Annotated in this window: 21 protein-coding genes; 20 read left to right on the top strand and 1 reads right to left on the bottom strand. The window is 71.7% G+C overall.

The genetic code is table 11. The annotated features are described in order from the left end of the window. Position 1: 1 nt before the first annotated feature. From FVE25_RS23960 to FVE25_RS23915, 10 genes are read left to right on the top strand one after another with little or no spacing between them, the layout of a single operon-like run. A complete protein-coding gene (locus FVE25_RS23960) occupies positions 2-760 on the top strand; it encodes an ABC transporter ATP-binding protein (RefSeq protein WP_157249637.1) in 759 nt (252 codons plus the stop codon). Then, positions 757-1,467: an ABC transporter ATP-binding protein gene (locus FVE25_RS23955; protein ID WP_157249282.1), complete on the top strand. Its 711-nt coding sequence runs from the start codon at positions 757-759 to the stop codon at positions 1,465-1,467. Before FVE25_RS23960 ends, FVE25_RS23955 begins: the two co-directional genes overlap by 4 nt. After that, complete coding sequence (locus FVE25_RS23950) at positions 1,467-2,351, top strand: branched-chain amino acid ABC transporter permease (protein WP_157249281.1); 885 nt, start codon at positions 1,467-1,469, stop codon at positions 2,349-2,351. Before FVE25_RS23955 ends, FVE25_RS23950 begins: the two co-directional genes overlap by 1 nt. Next, entirely contained in the window at positions 2,348-3,382 is a 1,035-nt protein-coding gene (locus tag FVE25_RS23945; RefSeq protein ID WP_157249280.1) for a branched-chain amino acid ABC transporter permease, read from the top strand. The genes FVE25_RS23950 and FVE25_RS23945 overlap by 4 nt, the downstream gene beginning before the upstream one ends. Next, positions 3,379-4,671 (top strand): ABC transporter substrate-binding protein, encoded by a 1,293-nt coding sequence (locus FVE25_RS23940; RefSeq protein ID WP_157249279.1) that lies wholly within the window; start codon positions 3,379-3,381, stop codon positions 4,669-4,671. The genes FVE25_RS23945 and FVE25_RS23940 overlap by 4 nt, the downstream gene beginning before the upstream one ends. Before the next feature lie 14 nt (positions 4,672-4,685). Further along, positions 4,686-5,546 carry a polysaccharide deacetylase family protein gene (locus FVE25_RS23935; protein ID WP_157249278.1) on the top strand — a complete coding sequence of 287 codons (861 nt, stop codon included), beginning with the start codon at positions 4,686-4,688 and terminating at the stop codon, positions 5,544-5,546. Next, positions 5,543-6,454, top strand: a complete 912-nt coding sequence (locus FVE25_RS23930; RefSeq protein ID WP_157249277.1) for an alpha/beta fold hydrolase — start codon at positions 5,543-5,545, stop codon at positions 6,452-6,454. Before FVE25_RS23935 ends, FVE25_RS23930 begins: the two co-directional genes overlap by 4 nt. Beyond that, the gene (locus tag FVE25_RS23925; RefSeq protein ID WP_157249276.1) at positions 6,444-7,235 is read left to right on the top strand and encodes an alpha/beta fold hydrolase; all 792 of its coding nucleotides are present in this window, start codon (positions 6,444-6,446) and stop codon (positions 7,233-7,235) included. Before FVE25_RS23930 ends, FVE25_RS23925 begins: the two co-directional genes overlap by 11 nt. Next, positions 7,232-7,999 (top strand): SDR family NAD(P)-dependent oxidoreductase, encoded by a 768-nt coding sequence (locus FVE25_RS23920; protein ID WP_157249275.1) that lies wholly within the window; start codon positions 7,232-7,234, stop codon positions 7,997-7,999. Before FVE25_RS23925 ends, FVE25_RS23920 begins: the two co-directional genes overlap by 4 nt. After that, positions 7,990-9,168 (top strand): flavin reductase, encoded by a 1,179-nt coding sequence (locus FVE25_RS23915; RefSeq protein ID WP_157249274.1) that lies wholly within the window; start codon positions 7,990-7,992, stop codon positions 9,166-9,168. The genes FVE25_RS23920 and FVE25_RS23915 overlap by 10 nt, the downstream gene beginning before the upstream one ends. Positions 9,169-9,263: 95 nt before the next feature. On the opposite strand, the gene FVE25_RS23910 is transcribed toward FVE25_RS23915, so the two are convergent. After that, positions 9,264-10,295: an Lrp/AsnC family transcriptional regulator gene (locus FVE25_RS23910; protein WP_157249273.1), complete on the bottom strand. Its 1,032-nt coding sequence runs from the start codon at positions 10,293-10,295 to the stop codon at positions 9,264-9,266. A gap of 111 nt (positions 10,296-10,406) precedes the next feature. On the opposite strand from FVE25_RS23910, the gene FVE25_RS23905 reads away from it, so the two are divergent. The 10 genes from FVE25_RS23905 to FVE25_RS23865 are packed head-to-tail and all read left to right on the top strand — an operon-like array spanning position 10,407 to position 18,691. Continuing rightward, positions 10,407-11,795, top strand: a complete 1,389-nt coding sequence (locus FVE25_RS23905; RefSeq protein ID WP_157249272.1) for an MFS transporter — start codon at positions 10,407-10,409, stop codon at positions 11,793-11,795. Then, on the top strand, positions 11,783-12,343 hold the full coding sequence (locus tag FVE25_RS23900) for an alpha/beta fold hydrolase (RefSeq protein WP_219825621.1): 561 nt from the start codon (positions 11,783-11,785) through the stop codon (positions 12,341-12,343). The genes FVE25_RS23905 and FVE25_RS23900 overlap by 13 nt, the downstream gene beginning before the upstream one ends. Next, positions 12,292-12,447 carry an alpha/beta fold hydrolase gene (locus FVE25_RS54410; protein ID WP_219825643.1) on the top strand — a complete coding sequence of 52 codons (156 nt, stop codon included), beginning with the start codon at positions 12,292-12,294 and terminating at the stop codon, positions 12,445-12,447. The genes FVE25_RS23900 and FVE25_RS54410 overlap by 52 nt, the downstream gene beginning before the upstream one ends. After that, positions 12,444-13,610 (top strand): LLM class flavin-dependent oxidoreductase, encoded by a 1,167-nt coding sequence (locus FVE25_RS23895; protein ID WP_157249271.1) that lies wholly within the window; start codon positions 12,444-12,446, stop codon positions 13,608-13,610. Before FVE25_RS54410 ends, FVE25_RS23895 begins: the two co-directional genes overlap by 4 nt. Beyond that, positions 13,574-14,647, top strand: a complete 1,074-nt coding sequence (locus tag FVE25_RS23890; protein WP_219825620.1) for an amidohydrolase family protein — start codon at positions 13,574-13,576, stop codon at positions 14,645-14,647. Before FVE25_RS23895 ends, FVE25_RS23890 begins: the two co-directional genes overlap by 37 nt. Then, positions 14,635-15,783, top strand: coding sequence for a M20 metallopeptidase family protein (locus FVE25_RS23885; protein ID WP_157249270.1), 1,149 nt, complete (start codon positions 14,635-14,637; stop codon positions 15,781-15,783). The genes FVE25_RS23890 and FVE25_RS23885 overlap by 13 nt, the downstream gene beginning before the upstream one ends. Continuing rightward, the gene (locus FVE25_RS23880) at positions 15,773-16,999 is read left to right on the top strand and encodes a dipeptidase (protein WP_157249269.1); all 1,227 of its coding nucleotides are present in this window, start codon (positions 15,773-15,775) and stop codon (positions 16,997-16,999) included. Before FVE25_RS23885 ends, FVE25_RS23880 begins: the two co-directional genes overlap by 11 nt. Beyond that, positions 16,996-17,481, top strand: coding sequence for an NAD(P)H-dependent oxidoreductase (locus FVE25_RS23875; RefSeq protein WP_157249268.1), 486 nt, complete (start codon positions 16,996-16,998; stop codon positions 17,479-17,481). Before FVE25_RS23880 ends, FVE25_RS23875 begins: the two co-directional genes overlap by 4 nt. Continuing rightward, positions 17,439-17,969 (top strand): flavin reductase family protein, encoded by a 531-nt coding sequence (locus tag FVE25_RS23870; protein WP_157249267.1) that lies wholly within the window; start codon positions 17,439-17,441, stop codon positions 17,967-17,969. The genes FVE25_RS23875 and FVE25_RS23870 overlap by 43 nt, the downstream gene beginning before the upstream one ends. After that, positions 17,966-18,691: an SDR family NAD(P)-dependent oxidoreductase gene (locus FVE25_RS23865; protein WP_157249266.1), complete on the top strand. Its 726-nt coding sequence runs from the start codon at positions 17,966-17,968 to the stop codon at positions 18,689-18,691. Before FVE25_RS23870 ends, FVE25_RS23865 begins: the two co-directional genes overlap by 4 nt. Positions 18,692-18,707 lie beyond the last annotated feature (16 nt).

Below are 18,707 nucleotides of genomic sequence, written 5' to 3'. Positions count from 1 at the left end.
CATGCTCCAGGTGGAGGATCTGTCCCTGCGCTTCGGCGGGCTCCAGGTGCTGGACGGGTTGAGCTTCTCGGTGCGTCCGGGCAGCGTCTGCGCCCTGATCGGCCCCAATGGCGCGGGCAAGACCTCGCTGTTCAACTGCGTGAGCCGGCTGTACCGACCGGCAGCCGGCCGGATCTTCGTGGACGGCCGGGAGATCACCTCCATCAGGCCGCACGAGGCCGTCCGATACGGGGTGGCGAGAACGTTCCAGAATCTGGCGCTCTTCCCCACGCTCTCGGTCCGGGAGAACGTGCTGTGCGGAGCGCAGGGCCGTACCAAAGCGGGCATGTTCGCGGCGATGATCAGGACGCCGGCGTGCAGGCGGGAGGAGAGGCGGCTCGAGCAGGAGTGCGAGCGCGCGCTGGCGCTCACCGACCTGACGGCTCTCGCCGACGCACCGGCCGGGCTGCTGCCGTTCGGCGTGCAGAAGCGTGTCGAGCTGGCGCGCGCGATCATGGCGAACCCCCGTCTGCTGCTGCTGGACGAGCCGGCCAACGGGCTCGACGGGGACGAGGTGCGGGCGCTGTCGCGGATGCTGCGCTCGATCGCGGCCGAGCTGGACCTCACCATCCTCCTGGTCGAGCACCACATCGGCATGGTGGTGGGCCTGTCGGACCACGTGGTGGTGCTCGACCTCGGCCGCAAGATCGCCGAAGGCGCCCCCGACGAGGTGACCACGAACCCCGCGGTGGTCGACGCCTACCTGGGAGAGGCGCTATGACGTTGCTGGAGACCAGGAAGCTGAGCGCCGGCTACGGCCGGGGCGAGGTGCTGCGCGACGCCGACCTCACCATCGGCCCCGGCGAGGTGGTCGTGCTGCTCGGCGCCAACGGCGCCGGAAAGACCACGCTCATGCGCGCCCTGTCGGGAATGATCCCCTCGCGCGGCGAGATCCTCCTGTACGGCAGGCCCGTCGGCGGCCTGCGCGCCGACACGGTCGCCCGGCTGGGCGTGGCACACGTTCCCCAGGGCCGGGGCACGATCGTCGAGATGACCGTGGAGGAGAACCTCCGCGTCGGCGGCTACACCCGTCCGCAAGCCGAGATGCGGGCGGACCTCGACAGATGGCTTGACTTCTTTCCCCGGCTCGGCGAGCGGCGGAACCAGCCGGCGGGCAGCATGAGCGGCGGCGAGCAGCAGATGCTGGCCGTCGCCCGCGCCCTGATGTCCAGGCCGAAGCTGCTCCTGCTCGACGAGCCCTCGCTCGGGCTGGCGCCGATGGCCGCCAGGGACCTGTTCGCCAAACTGGCCGAGCTCAACGCCGCGGACGCGCTGGCGATGCTGGTCGTCGAGCAGGCCGCCCACCTGGCGCTGGGCATCGCCGCACGGGCCTACACCCTCACCGCGGGCGTGCTGTCGGAACCCGTCGGCGTGGCGGACCTGGCCGACCGCGAGGCTCTGCGCCGCCTGTACCTGGGAGCCGTGTGATGGACCTTCTCCTCCAGCGTGTCGCCGACGGCGTCGGCAACGGCTGCGTGTACGCCGCACTCGCCCTGGCCATCGTGCTGGTCTTCCGCACCAGCGGCGTGGTCAACTTCGCCCAGGGAGAGATGGCAACTCTTTCCACCTATCTGGTGTGGTTTCTGCTCACGTGGAATCTGGGCATCTGGACGGCCCTGCTCGTGGCCGTCGTCGCCGCCTTCGTGCTGGCCGCCGCACTCGAGCGTGTGCTGATCAGGCGGCTCGACATCGGCGACCACCTGTCCATGGTGCTGGTCATGACCGGGCTCTACACCCTGTTCGGCGCGCTGGCGCTGCTGCTGTTCGGCTCGGACGGCCGGCCGTTGCCCTCCCTCTTCCCGGAAGGAGCGCTCCAGCTCTCTGCCGTACGCCTGCCGTACGCGACCATCGGCGCCCTGGCGGCGCTCGCGGTGGCCGGCGTGGCGCTGGCGCTGCTGTTCCGCTTCACCAAGCTGGGGCTCGGGCTGCGCGCCGTCGCGCAGAACCGCACCTCGAGCGCGCTGGCCGGGCTGCCGATCGGGCGCCTGCTGGCCACCGGCTGGGGGCTGGCGGGCGGGCTCGGCGCGCTGTCGGGCGTGCTGGTGACCTCGCTGGGCCTGTATCTCGAACCGGGCCTCATGCTGCCGGTGCTGGTGTACGCCATGGCCTCGGCCACTCTCGGCGGGTTCGACAGCCCGGTCGGCGCGGTCGTGTGCGGGCTGCTGCTGGGCGTCTGCGAGTCGGTCACCGTCGGCTACCTGCGCTTCATCGGGACCGAGATGACGCTCGCGGTCCCCTTCGCGGTGATGCTCGCCGGCATGGTGCTGCGGCCCGCGGGCCTGTTCGGAAAGGTCTCGGTGCGGCGCGCATGACTCTCACCCTCGGGCGGCCGCGCGAGCTCGGGCCCGCCGTGAACACGGCGCGGCGGCGCGCCTCCGGTCTGCTGTGCGTCCTGCTGCTGGTGGCGGCGATCCTGATCCCGTTCGTCAACCCGCCGTACGTCGTGCAGGACTACACCCGCATCTGCGTGGTGGCGCTGCCGGCGATCGGGCTGAGCCTGCTCACCGGGTACGGCGGGCTCATCTCCCTCGGGCAGGGAGCCTTCTTCGGCATCGGCGCCTACACCACGGCGATCCTGATCGCCGACCACGGCTGGTACTGGTGGGCGACGATCCCGCCGGCGCTGGTGCTGGCATTCGCCACCGGCATGCTGGTGGGCGTGCCCGCGCTGCGCATCCGCGGGGTGTACCTGGCGGTCATCACGCTGGTGCTCGGGGCGCTGTTCCCCGCCGTGGTGATGCGCTTCGGCGAGTTCACCGGCGGCAACCAGGGCAAGCCGCTCGCCGCCATGGCCGCGCCGGCCTGGCTGCCGTTGGCCGCCGACCAGTTCCGCTACCTCGTCTGCCTGGCCGCGCTCGTCGTCGCCCTGGTGCTCACCCGCAACCTCACCCGCCGGCAGGCCGGACGCGCGCTGGTGGCGATGCGCGACGACGAGACCGCGGCGGCGCTCATGGGAGTGGACGTGGCCCGCACCAAGGTCGCGCTCTTCGGGATCAGCGCCGCGCTGGCGGGCCTGGCCGGATCCCTGTTCGCGGCCACCCACGGGATCATCTCCTCCGAGACCGCGTACGTGACTCTCACCGGATCCATCCAGTTCCTGTCCGCCATCGTCATCGGCGGCGCCACCACGACGCTGGGACCGGTGATCGGCGCGGCCGTCACCGAGCGCCTGCCCGACCTGCTGTCCGACGTCGATCCCGTGCTCGCCCCGGCCGTCTACGGCGGGCTGCTGGTCGTGGTCGTCCTCGTGATGCGCGACGGGCTCGCCGGGTTCGCCGGCCGCGTCTTCGACCAGCTCATCCGCCAGAAAGCGAACAGAGAGCACAAAGAGGAACGCCGATGAAAACGTGCGCGGCCACGATGGCCCTCCTGCTGGGACTGACCGCCTGCGGCGGCCGCGGCCCGGCCGAACAGTCCGCCGACACCGCCAACGCCTCGGGCACGAAGGTCGAGGCCGTGGTCCGGCAGGAGTCCTGCCAGGATTACGAGGCGTCTCCCGGCGTCACCAAGACCACGATCAAGCTGGGCTCCAGCTATCCCAACAGCGGCCCGCTGGCCTCGATCGGCGAGACCAACGTGGGCATGAACGCCTACTTCGCGCACCTCAACGACAAGGGCGGCATCAACGGCCGCACGATCGAGCTGATCGGCAAGGACGACCAGTACGACCCGACCAAGGCCGCCGCCAACATCACCGAGTTGCTGCAACGCGACCGCGTCTTCGCCATCGTCGGCGTCCAGAGCACCACCGGCGCCATGTCGGTGTGGGACTCCCTCGCCCGCCAGTGCGTGCCGATCCTGGAGTCGACGATCTCCTCCGCCTCGCCGCAGGCGCGGGCCGCGCACCTCAACGCCATCGACGGGCTGGTGCCCTACGCCCTGGAGGGATACGCCCTGGGCACCTACGTCGCCAAGAACCTGGCCCGCAAAAAGGTCGCGCTCATCGCCCAGGACGGCTCCTTCGGCAAGTCGGCCAGATCCGGGATCGAGAAGAGCCTCAAGGAGTACGGCGCCGCCCTGGTGGCCACCCAGACCTTCCAGGTCACCGATCCCGCCGTGCGTTCCCAGGTGACCACGCTGAAGGCCAGCGGCGCCGACGCGCTCATCGTGGTGGCCGCCGGCACCAAGTGCCCGCAGATTTTCGACACCGTGGCCGGGTCCGGCTGGAAGCCGGCCATCGCCACCACGTTCACGTGCAGCAACACCACGCTCATGAACCTGGCCAAGCCGGGCAGCGTCGACGGCGTCGTCAGCGACGCCTGGGTCAGGCAGCGCGTGCCCGGCGACGCCGAGTCCGACACCTACTTCGCGGCGCTGAAGAAGCACGCTCCCCAGGTGAACGCCGGCTCGGAGAACGTCGCCATCGGATGGGCCCAAGGGCAGGTCATCGCCGAGATCCTCGCCAGGTCCGCCTCCCTGACCCGGCTCGACGTCATCAACACGGCCCTCGCGCTGAAGGACGTCAAAGTGCCCATGGCGGCCGACGGCCTCCTGCTCAACACCTCCGCCACCGACACGGCGCCGGTCGAGAGCGTCCGGATCACCGTCTACGACTCCGCGGCCGGCAGGTGGCGGCCCGCGGGCAAGGACGACCTGATCGACATGAGCGGCAAACTCGCCGAGCTCAGCTGATGAAAGGAGACACAGTGACCTGGCGTGAGACGCTGTCGCGCAGTCGGCGCACCGTGCACTGGCCGCAGGGGCAGTACGCCGCGGCCACCATCGGGGTCGCGCTGGAGGCGTTCGAGAACCAGTCCCAGCTCCGCCTGGCGGGCAGGCCGGGGCAGCGCGACTCCTTCTCCCTGTCCTACGGCGAGTACGGGGTCAGGGCCGGAGTCTGGCGGCTGCTCGAGCTCTTCGACGACCTGGAGGTGAAGGCGTCGTTCTCGGTGTCGGGCAAGCTGGCCCGCGACTGGCCGGACGTGGTGGCCGCGGTCGCCGGCGCCGGGCACGACCTCGTCGGGCACGGCTGGGTGAACGACCAGTTCCTCAACGAGGCCGACTCGGGCGCCGAGCGCGACATCATCGTCCGCACCCTCGACGCGATCGAGAAGGCCGCGGGCGTGCGTCCCTCGGGATGGGCCAGTCCTGCCAACTCCAGCTCCGAGCGCACCAAGCGGATCATGGTGGACTGCGGCATCACCTGGTCGGGCGACGACGCCAGCGACGACCTGCCGTACGTGGAGCAGATCGACGGAAAACGGCTGGCCGTCCTGCCGAAGACGAACATGTCGGCCAACGACCTGATCCACTGGATCCTGCCGACCAACAGCCCGCAGGTGTTCGCCGAGGGGTTCGCCGACAGTCTGGAGGTCTGCTGGGCCGAGGGTGCAGCAGGGCGGCCTCAGTGGGCGGACATGGTGCTGCACTGCCACATGGCGGGGCGGCCGGCGTTCGTCCCGACGCTGCGCCGCTGCCTGGAGGCGGCCCGGCGGCGCGAGCGGGTCTGGTGGACGACCAAGAACGCGCTGGCCGCGTGGACACTCGAGAACGGTTTCGCCCGATGAGCGCCGTCCCCGGCTACGCCGAGCTGCCCGCGGGGTCGTGGCTGGACGTCGCCGGCGTCAGGACGTGGCACACCGTCCAGGGCAGCGGCACGCCCGTGGTCTTCGTGTACGGCGGCAGCTTCGGCACCGCCGGCTCGGCCAGCGGAGCCTACGCCTGGGCGCCGGCCTTTCACGGATTGTCGGCCGGCCACCGGGTCATCGCCTATGACAAGCCGGGCCAGGGCTTCAGCGGCAAGCCGCCGACCCGGGCCGGCTACACGATGCGGGCGGTGGTCGACCACCTGACCGCGTTCCTGCAGGCTCTCGACCTGGGCCCGGTCCACCTGGTCGGTCACTCGCGCGGCGGCTTCGCCGCCACCCGGGCCGCGCTGCTGCGGCCCGACCTGGTCGCCTCGCTGACCATCGTCAACAGCGGCACGCTCAGCCCCGGCGTCGGCACCAACGAGGTGGTGCTCGGCGCCCCGCCGATGGCGCCTTCCCGGCAGAGCGTGCGCTGGGTCTACGAGCACTACATGCACGACCCGGCCACGGTCACCGACCTGTTCGTCGAGCAGGCGTGGAGCGTCGTCCAGAGCGAGACCTATCAGGAAGCGCTGGCCGAGGTCCGTGCGGGTGACCTGATGGCAGGGCTGTTCCTGCCGCGGCTGGCCGAGGACAAGCTGGAGACGCTGACCTGGCTGGCGCAGGGCAGGTTGCAGCGGCCGACGCAGGTGGTGTGGGGCCGCGACGACCGGACGGCGCTGCTGAGCCGCGGGCTCGCGCTCTTCGCCGGGCTGTCGCGCTGGGAACGCCGGACGACCCTGTCGGTAATCGACAAGTGCGGACATTTCCCATTCCGGGAGCATCCGGGATGGTTCGTAGATGTCGTCGGGTCCTTTCTCGAGGAGGTGGACACCCATGTCGGCTGAGGTCGGGACGCGCGTCAGCGACACCGGACCGCGCACCGCGGTGCTCCTGCTGTACGGCGGCGCGCCCGGCACCTCCGGCTACACGGGCGGTCCGGAGGTGTGGGACCCGGTCTCCGGGGCCATCGCCGCGGCGGGGCACCAGGTGATCGCATGGGACGGAGCCGGTGGCGGGCGTGACGCGGAGCCGGCGGTGCTGGCGACGCTCGACGGGCTGGGAGTCTCCGCCTTCCACGTCGTCGGCCACGGCGAAGCAGGGCTGCTCGCGCTGCAGCTCGCCCGATCCGTGCCCGGCCGCGTTCTGTCGTGCAGCGTGATCGCGGGCCACGAGGCGGCGCCGACGGGCGACTCCCCCGTCAACCTCCGGCTGGCCCACCCGCCCGCCGACCCACGGCGGGCCCAGGCGTGGCACCTGGAGCGCCTGTCGTACACGCCGCACCACGTCGACGACGCCCTGCTGGACGCGCATGCCGCGAGGGCGGCCACGGATCCGCCGGCGCAGCCGCCTGCCGACCTGCTGGCGGCCAAGGACGCCCTGTACGCCTACGCCCGCGACCACGGCTACCGGGTGCCCATCATGCTGGTGTGGGGCTCCCACGACCCGCTCAGTGAGGTCGAGCGCGGGGTGGCGCTGCTGGATCTGCTCGCCACCACCACGGCGCCGCTGTCGCTGCACGTGGTCAACCGGGCGGGGCACTTCGTGTTCAGGGAACGGCCCCGTGAGGTGCTGCGCCTGCTGCTGCCGTTCCTCGCCCGCTCGGAGCGCTCCCAGGAGGTCCGATGAGGACGGCACTGGTCACCGGGGCAGCCGACGGGCTCGGCAAGGCCATCGCGGCCAAGCTGCTCGACCTGGGTGACAGGGTGGCGCTGCTGGACGTCAACGCCGAACGGCTGGAACGCACCAGGTCGGAGTTCGCCGCCCAGGGCGGGCAGGTGCTGGCTCGGACGGCCGACGTCGCCGACCCGGCCCAGGTCGAGGCCACGGTCCGGGCCGTCACCGAGACCTGGGGCCCGCTGGAGGTCGCGGTGAGCAACGCCGGCATCGCGCCCCATCAGAATCTGCTCGACATGGCGCCGGCCGACTGGCGGCGGGTGCTCGGCGTCAACCTGGACGGCACCTTCCACGTCGCCACGGCCGTGGCACGGAACATGGTCGAGTACGGCGTGGCCGGGACGATCTGCTGCGTCGCCAGCGGCGCGGCCTTCTCCGCCCGCCTGGGCGCCGGACACTACTGCACGTCCAAGGCCGGTGTGGTGATGCTGGCCAAGTGCCTGGCGCTGGAGGTCGGCCGCGAGGGCATCAGGGTGAACGCGGTGGCGCCGGGGCTCATCGACCATGGTCACCGCGAAGGGCTCGGTGAGTTCGTCCCCCGGGAGTACGTCGAGCGGATGCGCGCCAACACCCCGCTCGACCGCGTGGGAACCGCGGCCCACGTGGCCGACGCCGTCGCGTATCTGTGCTCCGACCAGGCCGCCTTCGTCAGCGGAGACGTGCTCATGGTGGACGGCGCCAGCGGCGCCGGAAGGTACAACCTGCCATGGAGCTGACCGGTCGCCAGCGTGTCCGCGACGAGCACTTCTTCCGCCAGGTCCTCGGCCGCTACCCGACCGGTGTGGTGGCCGTGACCTCCGTCGGCGACGACGGGGACCCGCTCGGCATGATCGTCGGCAGTTTCTCGTCCGTGTCGCTCGAGCCCCGTCTGGTGTCGTTCATGGCGGCCAGGACCTCGTCCTCCTACGCCCGGCAGCGCACCCGAGACCGGTTCTGCGTCAACGTGCTCGGCGACCGTCAGGAGGACGTGTGCAGGGCGCTCGCGGTCAAGAACAGCGCCGACAAGTTCGCCGGTATCGGCTGGCGGCCGTCGCCGCTCGGCTCGCCGGTCATCGACGGCGTCGTCGCCTGGATCGACTGCGTGGTCGTCGACGAGATCGAGGCGGGCGACCACTACATCGTCCTCGGGCGGGTCGTGGACCTGGAGGCCGCCGGTCCCGGCCTGCCGCTGATCTTCCACAACGGCGGCTACGGGAGCTTCATCCCCCGATCCCGGGTGATCCCGGCCAGACCCGACGTCATGGCACACGTGGTGGTGGCCGACCTGGCCCGGCCGGCCGTGGAGTCGCTGACGCGCGAACTGGGAATGGAGTGCGCGATCATGATGACGATCGGCGACCAGGTGGTGCGCGTGGCCGCGGTCGGCGCGCCGCCTGTCGGCGCGGCCCCCATCCAGGTCGGCCAGCGCATGCCGTTCTGGGCGCCCCTCGGTGCGCTCATGGTGGCCTGGCGCGACCGCGAGACGCAGGAGGCGTGGGCGGCGCGCGGGGCCGGCGGCGGCGACCCGGCGACCGTCCGGGCGCATCTGCGCGCGCTGGACCGGGTGCGTGCGCGCGGCTGGGTCATCAGCCTGGCCACCGACGCCTACCGCGCACTGGACGAGGTGCTGGTCCACCACCCCGCCGGGCCGCACAGGGACGCCCGGATACGCGAGCTCGAGACGGCGCTGGGCGGGCCGGGAGCCTACGACCAGGAGTCGCTGGCCGCAGAGGGGAGCTATCGCGTGCGCAACGTCTCCGCGCCGGTCTTCGGGCCCGACGGCCAGGTCGTCATGTACCTGTCGTTGTTCGGCTTCCCCGAGGTGTCGGCGGGCGAGGACATCATGCTCGCGGCCGGAAGGCTTCGCGCGTGCGCGCGCACGATCGCCGGGCTGCTGCCCGGCTGACGGCACCGGGCCTGGCCCGCGCGCCCGTGGAAGGGGCCCGGCCGGGACGCGCCGCCCCGGCCCGGTCGAGGCGGTCTTGGCCGGGCCGGACGTCCCTACCGGGCCGGCCGCTGCTCGCGGGGAATCGGGAGGCGGATGTCCGTCGAGGTGACGGCGGTGGCGCGGCCGTTCTCCCCGATGCGGCGACCGACCCGCTTGGCCGTACGGAGCATCACCGAACGGTCCACGACCTCGACGCCCGGCAGCGCGCGGCAGAGCCGGGATTCGAACTCGGTGATCTGGTCGCGGGCCGGCACCCATGCCTGCACGATCAGGTTCGCCGGGCCGTCCACCGTGGCACTCATCCTGACCTGGGGCAGCCGGCCGATGGCGATGCCGATCTCGTTGGCCTTGGCCGCCGCCACCCGCAGGAAGTACCAGACCCCCACCGGGTAGCCCGAGCGTTCCCTCGCGACCTCACAGCGCAGGATGAGCTGGCCGCTGCCCAGCAGGGCCGGGAGCCTGCGGCGTACGGTGGCCTCGCTCACGCCGCAGGAGGCGGCCAGGTCGGTGACGGCGAGCCGCCCGTTCTGTCCGAGGGCGACCGCCATCGCCCACTCCGGCGGGCCGGCCACAGGAGGCTCCACGACCGGGTAGCTCTTCGTCAGCGCGCGCTCCTGCCGTGGCGTCAGCACGCCCATACGCCAGTGCGCCCCGCTGGTGTGGACCCGGAAGGCCAGGTGCGCGGTGACCGTCCTGACCCCTGCCATGCCGTCGAAGCGGTGCAGGAGGTATTCCGACAGCTGCGCCGTCGAGCGGGTGGTGACCGTCAGCATGACGTCGCGCGCTCCGGTCGTGATGTCGACGTTCATGCAGTGGGGGTCCTCGGCGAGCTTCTCCGCGACGGCCAGCGCGCGGCCCGCCGTACAGCAGACCTCGACGATCGCGCCCGCGTGGGCCGGTTCGCGCAGCGGGTAGGCGGCGACCCAGGCGTCGCCGGAGGATTCCAGCCTGGCCCAGCGGCGGGCGGCGGTGGCCGGGTCCACGTCGAGGGCCTGCGCGATCGTGGTCCAGCTGGCGCGCGCGTTGACCTGGAGAGCGTGGATCAGCTTCAGATCTTCCTCGGGGAGGATGACGGAATCCGGCATGACTGTGCTCCTGGTGACGAATGCTGCCGATGTTAGCCGCAGAACAGGTCAAATAGGTGACAAAAGCACCGATCCTCGCAAAACATGGCGGCGAGCACTCGAGGAGACGCCGTGGCATCCATCCCAGATGAGCGCGCTGAACTTGTTTCCGCAGGTCAAGCGCGCCGCACCGTCCGCTATCTCGCCGTTCTGGAATTCGCGAACGGCCTCGACCAATCCTGGCTCCTTCCCGCCCTCCCGGCCATCGGGGAACGTTACGGCGTCGACGCCGGAGGGCTGAGCTGGGCGATTTCCGCCAACCTGCTGGCATCGGCGCTCTACGTGCCGATCCTCACGAAACTCGGCGACCGCTACGGCCACCGGCGCATGCTGCGGATCGCGGTGGCGATGGCCACCATCGGCCTGGTCGTCGTCGCCGTGGCGCCGGACTACGGCGTCTTCCTGGCCGGGCGCGTCCTGGTCGGCGCCATGACCACGTTCCTCCCGCTGAACTTCGCGATGATCCGCGACAGCTCCGGCGGCACCAGCGGCGCGGGCATCGGGGTCATCGTGGCCAGCCTGACGCTCGGCTCGGCCGTCGGCGGGCTGCTCGGCGGCGCGACACTGGCCTGGACCGGCGATCTGACCATCACGCTGTGGGTGCCCGCGCTGCTCATGGCCTTGTGCCTGGTCATCCCGTTCGCTCTGGTGCCGGAGACCACCACCAGGGCGCTGGGCCGCGTCGACTGGCTCGGCGTCCTGCTCATCGGCGCGGGCATGGGAGCGTTCCTGCTGGGCGTCTCCAAGAAGGACTGGGGCCTGGCACTGGCCGGTCTGGTGGTCATGCTGGCGTGGGCGTGGTACGCGCTGCGCACCCCCGAGCCGCTGGTGGACCTGCGCCGACTCGCCCGCCGCCACACCGCGCCGCTGCTGGCCGTCACGGCGCTCATGGGATTCGTCCTGCTCGGGCAGAACGCCCTGCGGTCGATCTACGCCGGACTTCCCGACGATCACGGGTACGGCCTCGGCCTGAGCGCCGCGCAGATCGGGCTGCTGCTGTTCCCCTCCTCGTGCGCCGCCTCCCTCGGCTCGGCCGTCACGGCGAGGCTGGCCGCGCGCGTGGGCGACCGGTCGGCCCTGGCCATCGGCGCACTGATCATCGCGATCGGCTACCTGCAGCTCGCGCTCCTGCACGGCTCCGTCCCCGCCTTCCTCATCGGAACCTGCCTGGAGTGGCTGGGCAGCGGCATCGTCTTCGCGATCATCCCGTCCATGCTGCTGAAGCGAAGCCCCGCCACCGAAGCAGGGGTGACCTCCGGCCTGTACAACCTGCTGCGCAGCGCCGCCGCCTCGGTCGGCGCGACGGTCTTCGGCGTCATCCTCAGCACCGTGGTGATGGCCGGGGGGACAGTGCCCGCCGAGTCGGCGTTCGTCACCGTCTGGCTGATCGGCGCCGCCCTGATGGTGGCCTGCGCCCTGCTCGTCGCCCTGCTCAAGAAGGAGGAGCCATGCGCGTCGTGATCAACAGCAACGCGCTGGAGGTCGAGGACCTCGGCGACAGGAACGCTCCAGTGATCATCGCCCACCACGGCGCGCCGGGACTCAGCACCAGGGCCGAGCCGAAGGCCAGTTGGGGCGCGCTGGCCGACCGCTACCGCGTGATCGTGTTCGACGCCAGAGGAAGCGGCCAGAGCGGGGCGGCGCCGCCGTACACACGCGAGCAGTGGGTGGCCGACGTGGACGCGCTGCGGGAGTGGACGGGCGCGGAACGGATCGTGCTGGCGGGCGGCTCCTACGGAGGCTTCATCTGCCTGGAGTACGCGCTGCGCCATCCCGCCCGGGTGCGGGCGCTGCTGCTGCGCGACACAGCCGCGACCGACGACTTCCGGACTCGGGCCCGCCGCCGCGCCGAGCACATGGGCCGAGGGGTCGACCTGACCGAGCTGGAGCGCATGTTCACCGACCGGGTGACCGATGACGAGGATCTGCGGCGGCTCTGGCTCAACATCCAGCCCCGGTGGAGGCCGGCGAAGAACTGGCGGCAGGCATCCCCGACAGCAAGCTCGTGATCTTCGAGCGGTCCGGACACTCACCACAGATCGAGGAACGCGAGTCGTGGCTGACCACGGTGCGCGCCTTCCTGAACGACATAGAAGGGAAACAGGACCTGTGACCTCCAAGCCACGCCGCCCCGACGGGCAGTTGCGCTTCGGCATGATGTGGATGAACTCGCCGACGCCCAACATCACCTCCAAGGAGATGGCGGACCGCAACCCCGACGTGCTGTCCGTGGACACGCACACGGAGTTGGCCCGCGTCGCCGAGAACACCGGTGTCGACTTCGTCTTCTTCGCCGACGGCTACACCCACCACGGACCGGGCAACGCTCGCGTCGGCCACGGGGAGCCCTGTGTCTCGGCGCCGATCTACGCCCCCATCGTGATGGCCGCCACCCGGCACATCGGGGTGGTCACCACCATGCACACCCGCTACCTGCCGCCCGCCGTGATCGCGCGTCTCGGGGCCAACCTCGACGTGCTGAGCGGCGGCCGCTGGGGCTGGAACGTCGTCCCCGGCTCCAAGGGATCGGAGGCCGACCTCCTCGGCATCGACGTGGTGGAGCACGACGCCCGCTACGCCATGGCCGCCGAGTCGGTCGAGGCGGTCAAGGCGCTGTGGGCGGCGCGCGGGGAACGCGTGGAGTTCGAGGGCGAGTACTACCGCTTCCGCGGCACGCCGCGCGGGCCGTACCCGCTGCAGGAGCCCTGGCCCCTGCTGTTCAACGCCGGAGTGTCGCCGGCGGGCCAGGAGTTCATTTCGCAAAGCTGCGACTACGCGTTCTTCGCCGTGGTGGACGACCTGGCCAAGGTGCGCGAGCCGGTGGAGAACCTGTCCGCGCTCACCGAGGCGAAGGGCCGCTCGCCCCTGGAGGTGAACATGGCCGGATCGATCGGCGTGGTCATCGGCGACACCCATCACCAGGCGCAGGAGAAGTACGCCTGGATCCGCGACTCCATCGACATGGAGGCGGCCAGAGGCTGGGCCAAGGGCTTCCTCGGCGGCAGCCAGACCTACCAGGACACCTACGGCGGCGGCGACTTCGACGAGGCTGCCCGCAAGATCGGTATGGCGGCGGGCAGCAGCGTGCTGGTCGGCACCGCCGAGGAGGTGGCCGAGCAGTTCATCCACATCCACCGCGAGACCGGACTGCGCGGCTTCATGATCCTCAACCTGATGTGGGCGCCGGAGGAGGTCGCCCGGCTCGGCGCGGTCTTCCCCCATCTGGAGAAGGCCGGCGTGTGGACGCCGCCGGCGCGGCGGGGGTGGTCGTGGTGACGGCGAGCGCCGACCCGATGGGCACCTGGTCCGAACGGGAACTGGCCGCGGCCTACGCCGATCCCGTCTCCGGGCGCGCGGCGCTGCGCGCGGTAGACCTGCACGTGCACTTCATCCCGGACGGCTACCGCGAGCGCGTGCTGGCCGCGGGCTACGACAAGCCGGACGGTCACGTGGGCGGCCTGCCCGAGTGGAGCTCCGCGCGGCATCTGGAGGTGCTGGACCAGTGGGGCATCGAGACCGCCGTTCTGTCGATCTCCACGCCCGGCGTGCAACTCTCCGACGACTTCGCCGAGGGCCGGGTCACCGCGCGCCTGGCCAACGAGGGCGGTGCGCGGGCCGCACAGGAGCACCCGGGGCGCTTCGGGTTCTTCGCCACGCTGCCGCTGCCGGACGTGGACGGGTCACTGGCGGAGCTGGAGTACGCGCTGGACACGCTCCGCGCGGACGGAATCAACCTCATGACCAACAACCGCGGCGTCTATCTGGGCGACGCGCGGCTGGAACCGGTCTTCGCCGAGTTGTCGCGCCGGCGCGCGCTGGTCCGGCTGCACCCCATGAGCCCGAGCGTGCTCGTGCCGGGGGTGATGCAGGGGTGGTCGCGCACCATGTACGAGTACTTCTTCGAGACCACCCGGACCGTGATCAACCTGATCTTCTCCGGCACGATGGCCCGCAACGACGGCATCGAACTGATCGTCCCGCACGCGGGCGCGGCGCTGCCCATGCTGGCCCAGCGGGTCGCGCGCAACGTCTGGCGGGCCAACGCCGACGGCCACGACATCCCGGACTTCCTGCAGTCGCTGCGCAGGTTCCACTACGACCTGGCGGGCAGCGTCACACCCGACCAGCTTCCGGCGATCCTGCGGCTCGTCGGGCCCGAGCGGCTGGTCTTCGGCAGCGACTGGCCGTTCACACACACCGGCCTCGGCACCGAGCTGGTGGCCGAGCTGCGCGGCACGCCCCTGCTCACGCCGGAGCAGCGGCGCGCGATCCTGGTCGACAACGGCCGGCGGCTGCTGACATGCACGCGCTGAGACAGCTGCGCAGGGCGATCCACCGCGAGCCCGAGATCGGGCTCGCGCTGCCGAAGACCCAGCGCCGCGTCACCGCCGCGCTGGCCGGCCTGCCACTGGAGATCCGGCACGGCCGAGCGCTCAGCTCAGTGGTCGCGGTGCTGCGCGGCGGGCGCCCGGGACCGGTCGTGCTGCTGCGCGCCGACATGGACGCGCTCGCGCTGACGGAGGAGTCCGGCGAGCCGTTCGCCTCCGAGGTTCCCGGGGCGATGCACGCCTGCGGTCACGACCTGCACACCGCGATCCTCGTCGGCGTCGCCCGTGAACTCGCCGCGACCCGCGACAGCCTGCCGGGTTCGGTCGTCCTGGCCTGGCAGCCGGGCGAGGAGGGCCACGACGGCATGGCGCTGATGCTGGCCGAGGGCCTGCTGGAGGCCGCCGGCGAGATCCCGGTCGCCTCCTACGGCGTGCACGCCCTGTCCGGGACGCTGTTGCACGGCGTGTTCGGCGGCCGCGCGGGCGCCTCGCACGCGGCGGCCGCCGAGTTCACGGTGCACGTCCAAGGCGCAGGAGGCCACGGCGGCTTCCCGCATCAGACGCGGGACCCGATACCGGTGGCCGCGGAGATCATCACCGCCGTCGAGGTGTTCGCCGCCCGCCGCTTCGGCCCGGCCGATCCGGCCGTGGTCAGCTTCGGCAGCGTGCACGGCGGCCAGGCGCACAACGTGATCCCCGACGAGATCCTGCTGACCGGCACCGCCCGCACCTTCTCCCCCGCGGCCGAACGGCTCGTCGCCGACGGCGTGCACCGCATCGCCACCGGCGTGGCCGAGGCGCACGGCCTGCGGGCCGAAGTGGTGTGGAAACAGGGGTACCCGCCGGTCGTCAACGACGCGCAGGAGGTCGCCCTGCTGGAGCAGGTGGTGCGCGAAACCCTCGGCCCGGGGCGGTATGCCACGCTGCCCCACCCGCTGCCCGCGGGCGACGACTACGCCCACGTGCTCGCCGCCGTCCCCGGCGCGTTCGCCCTCTTCGGCGCGGACGGCGACGCGGCGCCGGGCAACCACAGCCCCCGGGCCCGCTTCGACGACGGCCTCATCGAGGACGCGGTCGCCGTCCTCGCCCAGATCACCCGAAGGAGGCTCGATGCCTGCTGACTACACCTCGTTCGCCTACCTGGGCGAGCGCTACACACCCTTCGACCTGGACACGGAGTTCGACCGCGTGCAGCCGTACGAGCCGGGACTGAGCCCCGAACAGGCCGAGCGGGCCGAACGGTTCATGCGCGAGCACCTCATCATCAACCTGCACGAGCACCCCCAGATCTACCCGCGCGACATCGACCAGGCCCCCGCCTACGCGCGCTCGGGCCGCGAGCACCTGGCCTACCGGGCGCTCGCCGCCTCCGGGGTGGACGTGGTCTTCGACAACATGATGGGCCCGACCGGATGCATCACCAGCCACCACGGCTGGAAGTGGGAAGACGTGGTGCACGACGTCGGCATGCGGCTGGCGGACGTGGCCCACCAGGACCGGGTGCGGATCGCGCGGAGCGTGCGCGAGATCCTCGACTGCCGGGAGAGCGGGCAGATCGCGCTCGTGCTGGCCATCGAGGCGGCGACGCCCATCGAGAACGAACTCGACCGGCTCGACCTGCTCTACGGATTCGGCGTGCGCCAGCTCGGCCTGGTCTACAACGGCGCCAACCAGATCGGCAGCGGGCTGGCCGAGGACCGCGACGGCGGCCTGACCAGGTTCGGACGCCAGGTCGTGGACAGGATGAACCGCCTGGGCATGTCGATCGACCTCTCCCATGCGGGGGACCGTACGAGCCTGGACGCCATCGAAGCCTCGGCCGCACCTGTGATGATCACGCACGCGGGGGCCCGGACGGTTTGGCCGACCGAACGCATGAAGCCGGACGTGGTGCTGCGCGCCCTGGCCGGCGCGGGCGGTCTGCTGGGCGTGGAGGCCGCGCCGCACTCGACCGTCTCCGAGGCTCATCCCCGGCACTCGATCGACTCCGTGATGGACCACTTCCTGTACTGCGTCGAGCTGATGGGCCTCGACCATGTGACGTTCGGACCCGACACCCTCTTCGGCGACCACGTCGGCGTCCACCGGGTCTTCGCCTCGCTGTTCGGCACCGGCGACCTGCCCGGGCCGCAGGGTGAGCCCGACCCGCTGACCAAGGTCGGCGTGCGGAACCCGGTGCCGGAGCGGGTGGAGTACTGCGCGGGCATGGAGAACCCGGGCGAGAGCCTGCGCAACGCCGTCGCGTGGCTGGTCGGGCACGGCTGGCCCGACGCGGACATCGCCAAGGTCACCGGCGGAAACGTGCTGCGCGTCCTGCGCGAGAGCTGGGTCCGATGACCGCGCTGGTCACCGTCGTGGGAAACCCCCGCCCGGCCTCCCGTACGGCTGCCGCCGCCCGCACACTGGCGGCGAAGCTGGCGCAACCGCCCGGGCCGGTGGTGGAGCTGGCCGAGCTGGGCCCGGCGCTCCTGGCGGCGGGCGATCCCCGCGTCGAGGCCGCCCTGGCGGCCGTGCGCGCGGCCGAGGTCGTGATCGTGGCCAGCCCGACCTTCAAAGCCACCTACACGGGACTGCTCAAGGTCTTCCTCGACCTGCTGCCCGCCGACGCGCTGGCCGGCGTGGTCGCCGTGCCGCTGATGGTCGGCGCCGGCCCGGCCCATGCCCTGGCTCCCGAACTGCTGCTCAAACCGGTCCTGGTGGAGCTGGGCGCCACCTGCCCCACCCGGGCCCTGTACGTCCTGGAGTCGGACTACGACAAGGAGGAGGTGTTCGACCGATGGCTGGCATCCGCGTTGCCGCAGCTGACCAGATCGGCCTGACGAGTGAGGCGGACCCCGCCACGCTGCGCCGGGCCTACGGCTGCTTCCCCAGCGGGGTCGTCGCGTTGTGCGGGGTGGATGACGCCGAACCCGCGGGCATGGCGGCCAGCTCCTTCACCTCGGTGTCCTTGGCCCCACCGCTGGTGTCGGTGTGCGTGGCCAACGAGTCGGCGACCTGGCCCCGGCTGCGGGTGCTGCCCCGGCTCGGGCTGAGCGTGTTCGCCGAAGGGCACGAAGGCGTCTGCAGGACGCTGTCGGCCAAGGACGGCGACCGGTTCGCAGGGGTGAGCTGGACGCGCACCCCTCGCGGAGCGGTCCTCATCGGCGGGGCCTCCGCCTGGCTCGAGTGCGTGCTGCAGGAGGAACTGCCCGCCGGCGACCACCACATCGCCCTGCTGCGCGTGCTGGCGCTGCGCTGCTTTCCCGAGACCGCGCCACTCGTCTTCCACGGCAGCCGCTTCCGCCGCCTGTCCGGGGAGGACCGATGAACGGCGTAGCGGTCGTCACCGGAGCCGCCGGGGAGATCGGGCAGGCCATCTGCGGCGCCCTGCTGAGCCGGGGAGCGCGGGTCTGGGCCCTGGACCTGCGCGAGGTCCCTCTGGACGGCGCCGTGCGGCGGCACCTCGACGTCACCGACTCACGCGGCGTGTCGCAGGTGTTCGAAGAGATCGAGGCCGTCGAAGAACGCATCGACTTCCTGGTCAACTGCGCGGGCGGCCCCGGTGGTCCGCGCGCCCCCGTCGACCAGGTCTCCGACGAGGCATGGCGCGCGGTGGTCGCCCTCAACCTGGACGGCGTCTTCTACTGCTCGCGTGCCGCCGCCGGTGCGATGAAGCGGGCCGGGAGAGGAGCGATCGTCAACATCTCCTCAGGGGCCGGCCGTACCACCTCGCGCACCGGCGTGCAGGCATACGCCGCCGCCAAGGCAGGCGTGATCGGCTTCACCCGGCAGCTCGCCCGCGAGCTCGGCCCCGCCGGCATCCGGGTGAACTGCGTGGCCCCCGGCCTGATCCTCGCCGACCCGACCCGCGCGGACTGGGAACGGCTGCCGCGGGACCAACGCGAGGAGTTCCTGTCCGGCGTCGCGCTCGGGCGCATCGGCGAGGCCGCCGACATCGCGGGACCGGTGCTGTTCTTCCTGTCGGAAGATGCCCGCTACGTGACCGGGCAGACCATCAGCGCCGACGGCGGCGCCATCATGCTCGGCTGAACCGACGACCACGAAC

Source organism: Nonomuraea typhae, assembly GCF_009760925.1.
In the GTDB taxonomy this organism is placed as follows: Bacteria; Actinomycetota; Actinomycetes; order Streptosporangiales; family Streptosporangiaceae; genus Nonomuraea; species Nonomuraea typhae.
This window is presented reverse-complemented; position numbering and strand designations above follow the sequence as displayed.

Bases quoted from the DNA above. Each gene is read 5' to 3' on its own strand.
- FVE25_RS23950 (WP_157249281.1), top strand. From the start codon at position 1,467: ATGGACCTTCTCCTCCAGCGTGTCGCCGACGGCGTCGGCAACGGCTGC.
- FVE25_RS23960 (WP_157249637.1), top strand. From the start codon at position 2: ATGCTCCAGGTGGAGGATCTGTCCCTGCGCTTCGGCGGGCTCCAGGTG.
- FVE25_RS23925 (WP_157249276.1), top strand. From the start codon at position 6,444: ATGTCGGCTGAGGTCGGGACGCGCGTCAGCGACACCGGACCGCGCACC.
- FVE25_RS23955 (WP_157249282.1), top strand. From the start codon at position 757: ATGACGTTGCTGGAGACCAGGAAGCTGAGCGCCGGCTACGGCCGGGGC.
- FVE25_RS23910 (WP_157249273.1), bottom strand. From the start codon at position 10,295: ATGCCGGATTCCGTCATCCTCCCCGAGGAAGATCTGAAGCTGATCCAC.
- FVE25_RS23920 (WP_157249275.1), top strand. From the start codon at position 7,232: ATGAGGACGGCACTGGTCACCGGGGCAGCCGACGGGCTCGGCAAGGCC.
- FVE25_RS23865 (WP_157249266.1), top strand. From the start codon at position 17,966: ATGAACGGCGTAGCGGTCGTCACCGGAGCCGCCGGGGAGATCGGGCAG.
- FVE25_RS23880 (WP_157249269.1), top strand. From the start codon at position 15,773: ATGCCTGCTGACTACACCTCGTTCGCCTACCTGGGCGAGCGCTACACA.
- FVE25_RS23915 (WP_157249274.1), top strand. From the start codon at position 7,990: ATGGAGCTGACCGGTCGCCAGCGTGTCCGCGACGAGCACTTCTTCCGC.
- FVE25_RS23875 (WP_157249268.1), top strand. From the start codon at position 16,996: ATGACCGCGCTGGTCACCGTCGTGGGAAACCCCCGCCCGGCCTCCCGT.
- FVE25_RS23870 (WP_157249267.1), top strand. From the start codon at position 17,439: ATGGCTGGCATCCGCGTTGCCGCAGCTGACCAGATCGGCCTGACGAGT.
- FVE25_RS23940 (WP_157249279.1), top strand. From the start codon at position 3,379: ATGAAAACGTGCGCGGCCACGATGGCCCTCCTGCTGGGACTGACCGCC.
- FVE25_RS23885 (WP_157249270.1), top strand. From the start codon at position 14,635: ATGCACGCGCTGAGACAGCTGCGCAGGGCGATCCACCGCGAGCCCGAG.
- FVE25_RS23930 (WP_157249277.1), top strand. From the start codon at position 5,543: ATGAGCGCCGTCCCCGGCTACGCCGAGCTGCCCGCGGGGTCGTGGCTG.
- FVE25_RS23900 (WP_219825621.1), top strand. From the start codon at position 11,783: ATGCGCGTCGTGATCAACAGCAACGCGCTGGAGGTCGAGGACCTCGGC.
- FVE25_RS23945 (WP_157249280.1), top strand. From the start codon at position 2,348: ATGACTCTCACCCTCGGGCGGCCGCGCGAGCTCGGGCCCGCCGTGAAC.